A 13,663-nucleotide genomic window follows, 5' to 3' on the forward strand; every position below is an offset into this window, starting at 1 on the left:
TCATTAAAAAGCATCATTTCTAAAATTAGAACTGATGCTTTTTTGTTTGTATTTTTGCAAAAATGAAAATCAAAAAAGTTTTTTTATTGTTAAATGGCGAAACTCCAAATGAGGTTCCAGATATATCTAATTATGATATGATTTGTGCAACTGATGGCGCTTATCAATATTTAAAAAAACACAACATTTCACCTAATTTTATTGCTGGCGATTTCGATTCTTTACAAGGAATTCCAAAAGAAATTGAAGTGATAAAAACACCCAATCAAAATTTTACAGACTTTGATAAAATATTACAAATTTTGTTTGATAAAGACTTTACACACATTGATGTTTTTGGCGCAAGTGGAAAAGAACAAGATCATTTTTTAGGGAATTTACACACTGCAATTCAGTTTAAAGAAAAACTTAAACTTACGTTTATTGATAATCATAGTCGTTATTTTTTAGCTGATAAAAGCACGAAAATTTCTGGTTGTAAAGACAAAATTGTTTCTTTAATTCCCTTTCCAAAAGCCACAAATATTAGAACAGAAGGTTTAGAATATCAATTAAATAAAGAAGATTTAGTTTTTGGAGAACGAATTGGAACCAGAAATAAAGGCGTTCAAGATACAGTTAAGGTTACTTTTGAAAATGGAGAATTGTTTATATTCATCAACCATACATAAAAAATATGAGTAGAAAAATAAAATTATTGTGGGATTTTAGAGGTCCTGATGCCAAAGAAACAGCAAAACATCACACGATTCATTTAAAAGAATTTGCAACTATTGAAAACTTGACTTTTCACGAAATTGACATCAAAGAAAATAACCCAATGTTCGTTTCTGCATTTATTACTGTTGATGAAAAAGACATGAAAATTTACAGAGATGCTTTGAAACCTCAAAGAGGCGAAATTGCTGAATAAAATCGAATACAATGCAAACTACAAAACTGACTTCTAAAAGTATTCTACCTTTAACCTGTTCAAGATCTGGAACTTGCTGTTTTGGAAAAGCAGTAATGTTAAATCCTTGGGAAATAGTTTGTTTTAGCAAAGCCAAAAAAATTTCATCTAGAGAATTTAGAGATTTGTATTCGGAATTTGGTGGAATTCAATTACGTTTTGATGGAAAAGAAGATAAAAAAGGGCAAAAATCTTGTAGCCAATATATTCCTGATTTTGGTTGTAGTGTTCACGAAGGTCGTCCTTTAGCTTGTAGATTATATCCTTTAGGTCGTCAAATTCAATTTGATAAAGCTCAGTATATTTTTGAAGGAACAACTTTTCCTTGTTTAACAGATTGTGCTGAAGTTTTGGAATTGCCAAAAATGTCTGTTGGTAATTATTTAAAAGGACAAAAAGCAGATCTGTTCGAAAAAGCGCAAGATGAATATTTAATTGTGATGCAAAATATTGCTGATATCGGTTTTGAGTTATTTTTAGATTCTGGTTTATCTGAATCTGGAGATACAGAAACTTTAAAAGCTTGGCGAAAACTAGGAAATGAAACTCCTGAAATAGTTGCACAAAAAATCGGCAAAGATTGGTTAGATGCTTTAATGATTCCAGAAATTACGGATGAAATTGAAAACCCAGTAGTATTTGCAAAAAAACATAACGATTTACTTTTAGAAAAAGCTCAACAACAATTTGGAAGTCTACAAACCTTTGAAGAATTGCACAAAGCATCTGTTTTAATGATTGCAATTGCCCTACATTTAGCAAAAAGTTTAGGTGCAGACACCAAAGGAATTGCTGATCATTGGATTGAAACTGCGAAAAGTTTTGGTGGCAAAGAATAAGAAATATAGAAAATAGTAATAATTATTTCCACTTAATTCCACAACCAACACTAGGTTTCTGATTTTCTAAAAATGGTTTATTTTCTAATAAATTTTCTAGCGCATTTCTAAAATCAATTCCTGTTACTGGTTTTCCATTTCCAGGTCTAGAATCATCTAACTGTCCATGATAAATGGCTTTTAAATTTTCATCAAAAGCATAAAAATCTGGAGTACAAGCAGCATCGTAACTTTTAGCTACTTCTTGAGTTTCATCATACAAATAAGGAAAAGGATACTTTTCATCTTTTGCCAATTGCTTCATGAATTGAGGTGCATCTTGTGGATAATTTTCAACATCATTCGCACTTATTGCAATAAAATTAATTCCTTTTTGTTGATACTCATTTGCCATTTTAACCAATTCAGCATTTACGTGAATTACAAAAGGACAATGATTACAAATGAACATAATAACCGTTCCTTTTTCACCTTTTAATTGATGTAACGAATAGTTTTTATCATCAACAGTATTTAATAAAGTAAAATCTGGAGCTTTTGTTCCGTTTTTAAATTCGTTAGATTCTGCTCTTGCCATAATTTTTTTATTTTTATTGTCATTTCGAAATGAGCTTTTTCAGCGATTGAGAAATCCCATAATGCAAGACCATAAAATTGAGCAACTTTATGTGATTTCTCCTAAAGTCGAAATGACAAAACTGTATGTTATTTAATTAAAAAACTACTCTTCTGCCAAAGCTTGGGCACAAATATAACCACCTGTCCAAGCATTTTGAAAGTTAAAACCTCCTGTAACTGCATCAATATTTAAAACTTCACCTACAAAAAATAAGTTTTTGTGTTTTTTACTTTCAAAATTTTTAAAGTTGATTTCCTTTAAATCAATTCCACCAGCAGTAACAAATTCGTCTTTAAACGTAGTTCTTCCATTGGCATTGTAAATTCCTTGGGTCAGTTCGTTTGCTAATTTTTCTAATTGCAAACTATTTAAATCTGCCCAATTTTGATTATTAGAAATCCCAGAAAACAAGACAAAACGTTCCCATAATCTTTTAGAAATTTCTGTAAATGGCGATTTTAAAATAACTGTTTTACGTGGTTCCTTCTTTTTTAAGTTCAATAAAACATTCAATACTTTGTCAGTGGGTCTAGAAAGCCAATTAACCTCCACATTATATTGATAATTTTTATCAGCCAAAATTCTTGCACCAAAAGCAGACAATTTTAAAACAGCTGGCCCACTCATTCCCCAATGTGTAATTAACAAAGGTCCTGAGGCTTCTAAATTTGTACCAACAATATTTACAGTGGCATTTGGCACAGAAGTTCCTAGCAAATCTACCAAACGTTTGTCGTTAATATTAAACGTAAATAAAGACGGAACAGGTTCTATGACAGAATGATCTAAAGTTTTACACAATTCCCAGACTTTCTTAGAACTTCCTGCAGCAATTACAACTTTATCAACTTCGAAAACTTCTTTTTTAGTAGTGATAATCCATTTGTCATCTTTTTGATGAACCTCATTTACACCACAATTAGTCATCACTTTAATTCCTAAATCGTCCACAGATTTCTGAAAACAATCTATAATTGCTTGACTAGTATTTGCCTCTGGAAAAACACGATTATCACTTTCTATTTTTAACGGAACTCCTCTATCATCAAACCATTCAAAAGTATCGCCAGTCATAAATTTATGAAAAGGACCTAATAATTCTTTTTCTCCTCTTGGATAAAATTTCACCAATTCTTTTGGCTCAAAACAAGCATGAGTAACATTGCATCTTCCACCTCCAGAAATTTTCACTTTCTGCAAAACATCTGTTCCTTTTTCTAGAATTGTAATCTCTAAATCTGGATTGTTTTCTTTTGCGTTTATGGCTGTAAAATATCCTGCAGCTCCACCACCAATAATTATTATTTTAGTCATATTTTGTTTTTCAGACCTGACAGGTTTTAAGAACTTGTGAGGTCTTTTTAATAATTATAAAATCATCTCTGAATAAGAAATGACTGTTTTAAATCCTTTATTTTTAAAATAGTTTGGCGTTTCTTTATTTCCTGTAGCTAAAACAAAATCTCCTCCCCAAGCTCCCAAACTCTTTATTTCTCCAAAAAAATCTGAAAATAATTTCTCTTTTACTGGTTTCAGTTTAATAATATTGCTGATAATTTGTTCATGCTCAACAATTAATTTATTAAATTTTTCTATGGATGTTGCTTTTAAAAAATCATCAGAAATTTCTGAAATTCTTTTGATTTCTTTTCTAAAATCGTTTCCACTTTCTCTGAATTTTGCAATACCTTCTTTTGAATCTTGCTTCTGATTTAAATGCACAAAAAACAAGTTTTCTTTAAAAGTTGGATCGAACTTTACTTGTTCTATAATTGGCTTTGTATTTTCTATTTGATAAAAAATTGGCGAATCATTTTGAGCACAAGCAATATCATAGCCACTTCCTTTAAAGGAATTCCATAATAATTGAAAAGCATCTACTTTTGCCCAACTTGCAATCGAGTTTATTAAAGTTGATGAACTCCCTAATCCCCAATCTCTAGGAAATGTTAACGTTGTTTTTACAACAAAACCATTTTCTGTATTTAAAAAATCGGGATTTAATCTTTTAGCTTCTTTTAAAATTTCTAATAAAGTTTCTGCAATAATTTCTGAGCTTCCTTCTTTATCAGCATTAAAAGAGCAATTTACCAAACGTAATTTTTTGAGATCAAAAACAGCTTCAAACCAACATTCGCCAGTATTTGTGAAACTTCCCCAAATAATTTGAGGTTCTTTAATTTTCTCTACACTTAAATCTTGCCCAAATTTTGTTGGAATTGCCAATGATTTTGCGCCATCTAAAACAAGATATTCTCCTGTTAATAATAATTTTCCGTTTGAATAATAATTCATTACAACAAATCGAATTGTTTAAAATGATGTGTAAAATGTTTTACTTGAAACTTTTTCCATTCTTCGAAATTTAATTCTCCAAAAAACGGATGCACCACTGTTCTGTTTTTATCTCGTTTAAAAACTAATAAAAAAGACTGTAATTGATATAACAAATCATCAATGGCTATTTCAATAGAACTAAATTTTAATTTAATTGGTTCATCAGCAATAAAAGAAGCTCTAAACCCAGTTTGCAGTTCATTTTCCGTTTGTAAAAATGGTTTTCTTCTTGCCGTTTTTTCATCAGAAACAAACACATTTATATTCCAATTTCCATTAGCAATTTGAGTTACTGCACTTAAATGTTCAATCATTTGTTGTGCATTCATTTGTCCAAAAACTGGTTTTGAATCTTCACTTAAAGTAGATAATTTATATTTAATCGTATCAAAATCTAAAAAATCAACCCACTTAACCTTAGGTTTTCTTAAACTTTTTAATTTCTCTACAACTGCAGAATGTGAAACTGTTCTTTTATCAAAATAAGCAGTTATTTCTTCTTTTTCTTCAACAGTGGCATCAAACTGATTTAAAATATTTTGCAAGTGCATTTTCATGTGTCCATGTTGAATCCCTTTGGTCGTTAAAGCTCTTAAAGCTGCAAAATTTTGTGCTAAACCTGCTGCTGCAATAATTTGCATTAACACTCTTGCTGAGGGTTTTTGCAATAATTCTAAAGAAAATTTAGCCATTGGATGTAAAGCCGTTAAACCTCCAACAGTTCCTAAAGCTAAAGGAATTTCGATCCAAAATTTAAAAACTCCATTATGAATAGTACAATGAGATAAACTTGTATACGTTCCACTTCTTGAAGCATAGGCATGAGCACCAGCTTCAATGGCTCTAAAATCGTTGCCAGTTGCTAACACAACTGCATCAATTCCGTTCATAATTCCTTTATTATGTGTCACTGCTCTGTAAGGTTCAATTTCAGCAATTTTTACAGCTTGATAAAATTTCTCTGCAAATTTCTGCGGATTTTCTCCACCCAATTCTTCAATTTTACAACTCACTTCTGCTCTTACCAAACATTCAGGAACGTAGTTCGATAAAATACTCATTACAATTTCTATATCGTCTTTTTCAAACTTTTTGGCAATGGCTTCTAAACAAGAATTTATAAAGTTTGCACCCATTGAATCTTTCGTTTCAAAAGTAATGTGCAACTGGTAATAGTTCGCTAATTTATCAGTTTTATCTACTAATTTAATATCTAAAATACCTCCTCCACGTTTTTCCATATTTTGAGTAATGGAAGCTGTTGCAGCAAATAATTCGGTTTTATTTTCAGCAAAATAAGACTTCAAATCTTCTTTTTTGCCAGCAAACATAAAATGAATTTGTCCAATTTTTGTGGTGCCAATTACTGTCGTTTTAAAACCACCTCTAGTACTCCAAAATTTACCCACTAAAGAAGCTGCTGCAACTACAGAACTTTCTTCTAAAACCATAGGAATTGTGTACTCTCTATTATTGATCACAAAATTAGGAGCCACACCAAAAGGCATATAAAAATTAGTAATGGTATTTTCTATAAAATCGTCATGAAGTTGTTGTAATTTTTCATCATCATTCCAATATTGCTGTATCACTTTTAGAGCTTCAGATGAGTTTGTGAAATAGTTTTTAAGTAACCAATCAACTTTTTCATCCTTCGAAAATTTTGAAAAACCAGAAATAATTTTAGACATCTATCTTATTTTTTTCTATGAATACAAATATATAGTATATCTAAATAAAAATCGTCTTTATTATATGTTATCATATCCATGATAAATGGAACAGAAAAAGTGAAAATTCTAAATATGTAGCTTCCTTTAAAATATCCTTATGTTTTTTAGATAATTAGCAAAATCGACAAGTAAAAAAGCCATAAAAACGAGTAAAAAAACTCCTTTAATTGTGCTTATAGGTATAATAAAATCAACAAATCTTACTATTATAATTTGTAATATCATGATTATTTTATATAATATTCGTGAATAAATATATAATCTGCTGTTAAAATGCACAATCTTTAAAACTTCCATAAAATTGACTCTTTTTTTCACAATAATTTCGTAAACTTGAACAACTTTTATTAAACTAAAGTCTCAAATGAAAAACACAATCATTTTAGGAACTATCTTACTTATGATAGGCTGTACAAAAAGCACCTCAAACACCTCTACAAAAGCAACATCTGACAAAAAAGAAATTACTCTCGAAGAAATTTGGGATGGCACATTTTCTCCAGAAAGAATGAATGCTTTAAACTCTATGAATGGCGATTTTTATTCGCTATTAAACAATGATAAAGACGGAATAACTACTGTTGATAAATATAGCTATGCAACTTTAGAGAAAGTTGAAACCATAGTAAGCAGTGCAGATTTAAACGATCTTACTTCTTTTTCTTCATATAGTTTTAATAATGATGAAACAAAAATCATTTTAGGAACTGATTTCAAAAAGATTTTTAGACATTCTTATAGTGGAACTTTTTATGCCTATGATGTTGCTTCTAAGAACTTAACTTTAATTGGTAAAGATATTCAGGAACCTATTTTTTCTCCTGATAACGAAAAAGTTGCCTATGCAAAAGACAACAATATTTTTATAAAGGATTTTAGTAAAAATGCACTTATTCAAGTTACTAAAGACGGAAAAAAGAACCATATTATAAACGGAATTACAGATTGGGTTTACGAAGAGGAATTTGCATTTGTAAGAGCTTTTGAATGGAGTAATAACAGCCAATATTTAGCTTTTTTACGTTTCGATGAAACTGATGTTCCTACTTTTTCTATGGATTTGGTTGGGTCTGAAAATTACCCAGATCAATTGGTTTTTAAATATCCAAAAGCTGGTGAGAAAAATGCAAACGTAACTCTACAAATGTTTACATTATCAAATAGAATTACCAAAAAAATAGCTTTAGGAGATTATGAATATATTCCAAGAATAAAATGGTCTAATAATGATGCTATTTTAGTTGCAACTACATTAAATCGTCATCAGAATGAATTAAAACTTCATAAAGTAAATGCGTTAAGAACCTCATCAACTATCTTATTGAACGAAACTGATAAGGCTTACATAGATATTACAGATAATCTTACTTTTTTAGTTGATAATAGCTTTATTTGGACTAGCGAAAAAGACGGTTTTAATCACATTTATCATTATGATTTTAATGGAAATTTAATCAACCAAATTACAAAAGGAAATTGGGAAGTAACCAATTATTATGGTTTTAACGACACTAAAAAAACTATTTATTATCAATCTGTAGAAAATGGCTCTATCAATAGAGGCGTGTATTCTATTGATTTAGATGGCGAAAATAAAAAATTGCTAAGCAATAAAGACGGACAAAATAATGCTGCTTTTAGCACGAATTTAAATTTCTTTATTAATACATATTCAACTTCAGAAATTCCACCAATTTATTCTCTATATACTGCTGAAGGCGAAATGTTAAAGGTGATTAAAGATAATGCTGAGCTAAAAGAGGATTTAACTGCTTATAAGATGAGTCCTAAAGAATTTTCTACTATCAATATAAATGGTAATGATTTAAATATGTGGATGATTAAACCTTTGGATTTTGATGAAAATAAGCAATATCCGATGTTTATGTTTCAATATTCTGGGCCAGGTTCTCAACAAGTTGGTAATAAATGGAATGCAGCCAACGATTATTGGCACAATATGTTAGCACAAAAAGGTATGATTGTTGTTTGTGTTGATGGACGAGGAACAGGATTAAAAGGAGCTGCTTTTAAGAAAGTAACTCAAAAAGAATTAGGTAAATTTGAAGTTGAAGACCAAATTGCTGCCGCTAAAAAATTAGCAGAACGTTCTTATATTGATAAAAATAATATCGGGATTTGGGGTTGGTCTTATGGAGGTTTTATGAGCACAAATTGTCTTTTAAAAGGAAATGACATATTTTCTACAGCAATTGCTGTTGCTCCTGTAACTTCTTGGCGTTTTTACGATTCTGTGTATACAGAACGTTACATGCAAACTCCGCAAGAAAATGCAAGTGGTTATGATGATAATTCGCCTATAAATTATGCTGATAAATTAGAAGGAAATTATTTATTAGTACATGGAACTGGAGATGATAATGTGCATGTTCAAAATAGTTTTAGAATGACAAATGCATTGATTGACGCCAACAAACAATTCGACCAATTTATAGTTCCAGACAGAACACACTCAATTTCAAGAGGAAAAAATATGCGTTTAAATTTATATACAAAAATGACTAATTTTGTAGAAGAGCATTTAATTAATACAACAACTAAATAAAAGATACTTATGAATACTTTAGTAAAAAAACCACATGAAAAAGAGTTAATGGGACATCCTGTAGGATTATATGTGCTCTTTTTTGTTGAAATGTGGGAGCGATTTTCATATTATGGAATGCGTGCAATTTTAACTTTATACATTGCAGCTCCAGTAATTTTTGGAGATCCTCAATCTGGTTTTGGTTGGTCTAATGCAGAAACTCTTTCTTTTTATGGAACATATACCATGTTTGTTTATTTAACATCCATTCCTGGAGGTTGGATTGCTGATAAATTTCTGGGACAGAAAAAAGCGGTAATGTTAGGTGGAATTTTGTTATGTATTGGTCATGGTATTTTAGCTGTAGACCAACAATGGGCATTTTTTACAGGCCTTATCTTTATTGTAATTGGTGTTGGATTTTTAAAGCCAAATATTTCTACAATGGTTGGTGGTTTATACAAAACTGGTGATGATAGAAGAGATAAAGGTTTCTACGTTTTTTATATTGGTATCAATTTAGGTGCTTTTTTAGGAGCTTTACTTGTTGGAGCAGTTGCTGCAAAATGGGGTTGGCATTATGGTTTTGGTTTAGCAGGTATTGGAATGGCTTTAGGACAAGTTGTTTACATGTTTGGTTTAAAATATTTACAAGGTGTTGGAGATTTTATTGGTAGTAAAGATTCACCAAATAAAGATTTACTAAAAAAACCTTTGACAAAAGTTGAAAAAGACAGAATGTTAGTTATGTTTTTGTCTTTCTTAATAATCATTGTTTTTTGGGGTGCTTTTGAGCAAGCAGGAGGCTTAATGAGCTTATACACAGAACAAAAAACTGACAGAATGTTATCTTTTTCTTTACCTTTAATTGGTAATGAAATTCCAGCAGCTGTTTTTCAATCTATCAACGCATTTTTTATTATTGTTTTAGGAACAGCTGTTGGTAGTTTTTGGCATAAATGGAAAAACAAAGGAAAAGAATCTTCTTCTATCTTTAAAATGGCAATTGGTGTAATTATCATGGCTTTTGGTTTTTTCTTTATGAGTAAAGCTGCTTCTGAAGTTGTAATGAGTGGTGATGAAGTTGCTGAAAAATCTGCAATGATTTGGTTAGTTTTAGCATACTTATTCCATACAATTGGAGAGTTATGTGCTTCTCCAGTTGCATTATCTTTTATTACTAAATTAGCGCCTTTAAAATACGCTTCATTTATGATGGGAGCTTATTTTGCAGCTACTGGTTTAGGAAATAAAGTAGCAGGTTTTGTAGGTGGCCTTTCTGAAAATGCTGGAGATTTTGAAGTATTTACAGGAATTGGAGTTACTTGTACAATATTTGGACTGTTAATAATTGCCATTTTAAAACCATTAAAAAGACTTACTCATGGAGCTGAAGATAAAAAAGATAAAGATGATGAATTAACTGAAGGTTTTGAATTAGCAGAAAACTAAAATATAAAAATCACAAAACCTCATAAATTACAATTTATGAGGTTTTTTTATGTCCAAAAATGAATGAATTTTAAAATCAACCGATATTTATTAACTTTGGCATATCATTTGTAATTTACAAAATATGAAAAAAATACTTTTATTATTTACACTTATAGCTTTCAGTTTTGGCACTAAAGCACAGGATAAAATTAATTGGCTTTCTTTTGAAAAAGCAATTGAACTGAATAAAGAAAATCCAAAACCTATGCTAATTGATATTTATACAGATTGGTGTGGCTATTGTAAAAAAATGGATAAAGAAACCTACTCGAATAAAGTAATTATCAATTATATAAACGAAAATTTTTATGCCATAAAAATGGATGGAGAAGGCAAAAAAGACATTATTTATAAAGGCAATACTTTTAAATATAGAAAAGAAGGCAGAACAGAATATCATGAATTATCTGCTGCATTGATGGAGGGACAATTGTCTTACCCAACCACAATTTTTATGACAGAAAAAGAACAAATGCTGCAAAAAATTCCTGGATATTTATCAAAAGAGAAATTTGAAATTATTTTAGCTTACTTTAAAACAAACGCTTATAAAGATAAAGAATGGGCCGATTTTGAGAAAGATTTTAAAAGTAACATATAAGGTTTTATTCCCTTAAAATATAAGCTCCATTTTGTCCTGTTTGATGAAATGGAGTTTTTTGTTCTCTACAGGTTTTTTCCCATGTATTAATGTAGCTTTTGTAATTATTACCATCTGCAATAATTTGGTTTGGCTGCAAGGTTTTTATCAATCTTTCTAAGTTTATTTTTGGAGAATATTGTAAAATAACAATCGGATTTTTCAGATTTTTTACATTATAGATCCCTAAACTATCCACTATTAAAATTGATTGATTTTTAAATTCTAAAATGTTTGGAATTTCTTGGCTGTATGTTGATTTCACATTTTCGCCAACTTGGTAAGAAACCATCGCATTTGTACTTTCTATCCCTAAAGAATCTAAATCGTGATTTACGAATACCTTTACTCCTACTCTATTTGCTATGATAGAATTTCTACTTTTATGGAAAACAATAAATTCGTTTTTATGTTTCTTTTGATAATTTTCCAACAAGAAAACACTTTGAATAATTAATAGAGAAGCTAAAAAGTAAATCAATTTTTTAGCAGATTTTTTTATCATAAAATGAACTCCAAAAATAATTGCTAAATAGCTTACAAACATCATTAAAAAGGAAAGTGAAATATTGGTGAACAAAAATTGTTCCTGTTTAGAAATCCAACTTACAAAATTGTTCATTAAAGAGATGATATACCCATAGATTTCCGCTAAAAATTGAGGAAGAAAATCTGTGAGCGCTAAAATTATAATAACAATTCCGCCAATTAAAATGGCTCCTAAAAAAGGAATTATCAATAAGTTTGATAACAAAAATAAACCCGGAAACTGATGAAAATAATACAAACTCAAAGGTAAAACGCCTAATTGAGCAGCAACTGAAACTGTGAATAATTGCCAGATTTTATCATCTAATTTAAATCTTGGTTTGTAAACTTTATACAATTTTGGTTGAATCCAAACAATTCCAAAAACTGCTAAATAACTTAATTGAAAACCAACATCAAACAAAAACATTGGTTTAAAAAGTAACAAGAAAAACATCGATGTTATCAAAGAAAATAAAATGACATTTTTTCGTTTAAAAGACAAACCAATCGCCAAAAAAGTAAACATAGCAACTGCTCTTACAACACTTGCTGATAAACCTGCTACAAAAGCGAACATCCACAACAATAATACAATGAGTATTGTTTTTAAAACGCGTCCGTTTTTTAATCTTTCTAAAGGTTTTAGCAAACTTGATAAAATTAATAATAGGATACCAACATGCAAACCAGAAACTGCCAAAATATGGATGGCTCCTGCCTTTGAATAATCCTCAATTAAATCTTTGGAAATTTCTTGTCTTTGTCCTAATAACAATGCGTTTAATACTGCTAATTCATCAACTTTAAAGTTATATTTTTGAAGTGCTTTTTGAACTTTATCTCTAATTTTTGCAGCAACACCAATCAAAGAAAACTGATCTAACCCTAAACTTTTAAACTCCTCTTTTTCTAAAAATACTTGTTGATGAATGCCTTGTTTAGCTAGATAGAATTTATAATTAAATTGATGTGGATTTAAAGGAGCATTTATCATTACAAATGCTGGTTTTGCATACAATAATTCATCAACCCTTAAAGGATTTAGAATGCTGTCTTTTGAAATATTTAGTAGCATTTTTCCTTTAGTTTTCAGTGTATCAACTTGCAAAACTATTGCTTCATATTTAAAATGATATGCACTAGGTTTTAGTACCTTTTGAACCTTTAAAATTACAGAGGATTGTGGTTTTATAGCATGTTGATAATAGTTTTTATAATTTGTATCGTTATTAAAAAACACAGCTGAAATCTCCATAAAAAAGAAAAGGCAAAATGCTAAAAAAGTTCTGATAATTTTCTGAGGAATTACAAAAAGTAATATTGTAATTGATATAAGTGTTACTAATAGTTTTATGAAACCAAAATCCCATAAATTAAAATAGAATTGTGTTAGAATTCCGACAATTAAAAGCAGAATAAAATGTAAGGGTAAATAATTAAGTACCTTTTTCATAGCTAGTTAAAGGTAATGAAAAAAATAAATATAAGCGTTTTACAAAACTCTAGTCGCTTTTACAAATGCTTTTGCCCAGTATTTTTGAGACAATAAAGAGACAATCACACCCTTTGAAGTTGTGGAATGTATAAAACGAATTTGTCCATTTTTATTTGAAACCACCAAACCAACATGATTGATGTTTTTATAACTTTTTCTAGTTTTAAAAAATAACAAATCGCCTTTAGCTACTTTTTTTAAAGCGATTTTTTTACCTTCTTTAGCCATTTCACGAGAAACTCTTGGTAATTGAAAATTTTCTTCGCCAAAAGCAACATAAATTACTCCAGAACAATCCATTCCTCTTTTGGTTGTTCCTCCATATTTATATTTTACACCTTCATAATTTAAAGCGTTTGCTACAATTTTATCGGCTTTTGAAATTGGTTTTCTTGAATTTGAAACGCCATTTTTCTTTGCTCCACAACTAAATAATACAAACGAAAAAACCAAAAGGAATAAACTATTTTTCATG

At 29.7% G+C, this 13,663-nt stretch carries 12 protein-coding genes and 1 pseudogene; 6 read left to right on the top strand and 7 right to left on the bottom strand.

From position 1 onward, the window contains the following. Nucleotides 1-62 precede the first annotated feature (62 nt). The 3 genes from LPB03_RS07580 to LPB03_RS16980 are packed head-to-tail and all read left to right on the top strand — an operon-like array spanning nt 63 to nt 1,791. Complete coding sequence (locus tag LPB03_RS07580) at nt 63-671, top strand: thiamine diphosphokinase (RefSeq protein WP_065317730.1); 609 nt, start codon at nt 63-65, stop codon at nt 669-671. A 5-nt stretch (nt 672-676) separates the two neighbouring features. Beyond that, on the top strand, nt 677-913 hold the full coding sequence (locus LPB03_RS07585) for a hypothetical protein (RefSeq protein ID WP_065317731.1): 237 nt from the start codon (nt 677-679) through the stop codon (nt 911-913). Between the two features lie 11 nt (nt 914-924). After that, nucleotides 925-1,791, top strand: a complete 867-nt coding sequence (locus tag LPB03_RS16980; RefSeq protein ID WP_065317732.1) for a YkgJ family cysteine cluster protein — start codon at nt 925-927, stop codon at nt 1,789-1,791. Between the two features lie 22 nt (nt 1,792-1,813). On the opposite strand, the gene LPB03_RS07595 is transcribed toward LPB03_RS16980, so the two are convergent. The 5 genes and pseudogenes from LPB03_RS07595 to LPB03_RS07610 all read right to left on the bottom strand — a co-directional run. Further along, on the bottom strand, nt 1,814-2,368 hold the full coding sequence (locus LPB03_RS07595; protein ID WP_065317733.1) for a thioredoxin family protein: 555 nt from the start codon (nt 2,366-2,368) through the stop codon (nt 1,814-1,816). 144 nt (nt 2,369-2,512) lie between these two features. Next, entirely contained in the window at nt 2,513-3,724 is a 1,212-nt protein-coding gene (locus LPB03_RS07600; protein WP_065317734.1) for a BaiN/RdsA family NAD(P)/FAD-dependent oxidoreductase, read from the bottom strand. A gap of 54 nt (nt 3,725-3,778) precedes the next feature. Further along, nucleotides 3,779-4,705: a GYDIA family GHMP kinase gene (locus LPB03_RS07605; RefSeq protein ID WP_065317735.1), complete on the bottom strand. Its 927-nt coding sequence runs from the start codon at nt 4,703-4,705 to the stop codon at nt 3,779-3,781. Continuing rightward, the gene (locus tag LPB03_RS16840) at nt 4,705-5,076 is read right to left on the bottom strand and encodes a DUF1569 domain-containing protein (protein ID WP_317038993.1); all 372 of its coding nucleotides are present in this window, start codon (nt 5,074-5,076) and stop codon (nt 4,705-4,707) included. The genes LPB03_RS07605 and LPB03_RS16840 overlap by 1 nt, the downstream gene beginning before the upstream one ends. A 93-nt stretch (nt 5,077-5,169) precedes the next feature. Then, nucleotides 5,170-6,438 (bottom strand): annotated as a pseudogene (locus tag LPB03_RS07610) (hydroxymethylglutaryl-CoA reductase, degradative); the annotation flags it as partial. 406 nt (nt 6,439-6,844) lie between these two features. Between LPB03_RS07610 and LPB03_RS07615 the strand changes: the two are divergent. From LPB03_RS07615 to LPB03_RS07625, 3 genes are all read left to right on the top strand, one after another. Continuing rightward, complete coding sequence (locus LPB03_RS07615; RefSeq protein WP_065317737.1) at nt 6,845-9,046, top strand: S9 family peptidase; 2,202 nt, start codon at nt 6,845-6,847, stop codon at nt 9,044-9,046. 9 nt (nt 9,047-9,055) lie between these two features. Beyond that, nucleotides 9,056-10,480: a peptide MFS transporter gene (locus tag LPB03_RS07620; RefSeq protein WP_065317738.1), complete on the top strand. Its 1,425-nt coding sequence runs from the start codon at nt 9,056-9,058 to the stop codon at nt 10,478-10,480. 124 nt (nt 10,481-10,604) lie between these two features. Further along, nucleotides 10,605-11,123: a thioredoxin family protein gene (locus tag LPB03_RS07625; RefSeq protein ID WP_065317739.1), complete on the top strand. Its 519-nt coding sequence runs from the start codon at nt 10,605-10,607 to the stop codon at nt 11,121-11,123. A gap of 4 nt (nt 11,124-11,127) precedes the next feature. Here LPB03_RS07625 and LPB03_RS07630 read toward each other — a convergent pair whose 3' ends face one another. Together LPB03_RS07630 and LPB03_RS07635 are read right to left on the bottom strand one after the other, a co-directional pair. Further along, nucleotides 11,128-13,146, bottom strand: coding sequence for a ComEC/Rec2 family competence protein (locus LPB03_RS07630; RefSeq protein WP_065317740.1), 2,019 nt, complete (start codon nt 13,144-13,146; stop codon nt 11,128-11,130). A gap of 39 nt (nt 13,147-13,185) precedes the next feature. Continuing rightward, nucleotides 13,186-13,662 carry a C40 family peptidase gene (locus LPB03_RS07635; protein ID WP_065317741.1) on the bottom strand — a complete coding sequence of 159 codons (477 nt, stop codon included), beginning with the start codon at nt 13,660-13,662 and terminating at the stop codon, nt 13,186-13,188. Nucleotide 13,663 lies beyond the last annotated feature (1 nt).

The sequence above is a fragment of the Polaribacter vadi genome (assembly GCF_001761365.1).
Taxonomy (GTDB): Bacteria; Bacteroidota; Bacteroidia; order Flavobacteriales; family Flavobacteriaceae; genus Polaribacter; species Polaribacter vadi.

What these genes read in the sequence shown, in the direction of transcription:
- LPB03_RS07580 (WP_065317730.1), top strand. Translation starts at nt 63, where the DNA reads ATGAAAATCAAAAAAGTTTTTTTATTGTTAAATGGCGAAACTCCAAAT.
- LPB03_RS07585 (WP_065317731.1), top strand. Translation starts at nt 677, where the DNA reads ATGAGTAGAAAAATAAAATTATTGTGGGATTTTAGAGGTCCTGATGCC.
- LPB03_RS16980 (WP_065317732.1), top strand. Translation starts at nt 925, where the DNA reads ATGCAAACTACAAAACTGACTTCTAAAAGTATTCTACCTTTAACCTGT.
- LPB03_RS07595 (WP_065317733.1), bottom strand. Translation starts at nt 2,368, where the DNA reads ATGGCAAGAGCAGAATCTAACGAATTTAAAAACGGAACAAAAGCTCCA.
- LPB03_RS07600 (WP_065317734.1), bottom strand. Translation starts at nt 3,724, where the DNA reads ATGACTAAAATAATAATTATTGGTGGTGGAGCTGCAGGATATTTTACA.
- LPB03_RS07605 (WP_065317735.1), bottom strand. Translation starts at nt 4,705, where the DNA reads ATGAATTATTATTCAAACGGAAAATTATTATTAACAGGAGAATATCTT.
- LPB03_RS16840 (WP_317038993.1), bottom strand. Translation starts at nt 5,076, where the DNA reads ATGAATGCACAACAAATGATTGAACATTTAAGTGCAGTAACTCAAATT.
- LPB03_RS07615 (WP_065317737.1), top strand. Translation starts at nt 6,845, where the DNA reads ATGAAAAACACAATCATTTTAGGAACTATCTTACTTATGATAGGCTGT.
- LPB03_RS07620 (WP_065317738.1), top strand. Translation starts at nt 9,056, where the DNA reads ATGAATACTTTAGTAAAAAAACCACATGAAAAAGAGTTAATGGGACAT.
- LPB03_RS07625 (WP_065317739.1), top strand. Translation starts at nt 10,605, where the DNA reads ATGAAAAAAATACTTTTATTATTTACACTTATAGCTTTCAGTTTTGGC.
- LPB03_RS07630 (WP_065317740.1), bottom strand. Translation starts at nt 13,146, where the DNA reads ATGAAAAAGGTACTTAATTATTTACCCTTACATTTTATTCTGCTTTTA.
- LPB03_RS07635 (WP_065317741.1), bottom strand. Translation starts at nt 13,662, where the DNA reads ATGAAAAATAGTTTATTCCTTTTGGTTTTTTCGTTTGTATTATTTAGT.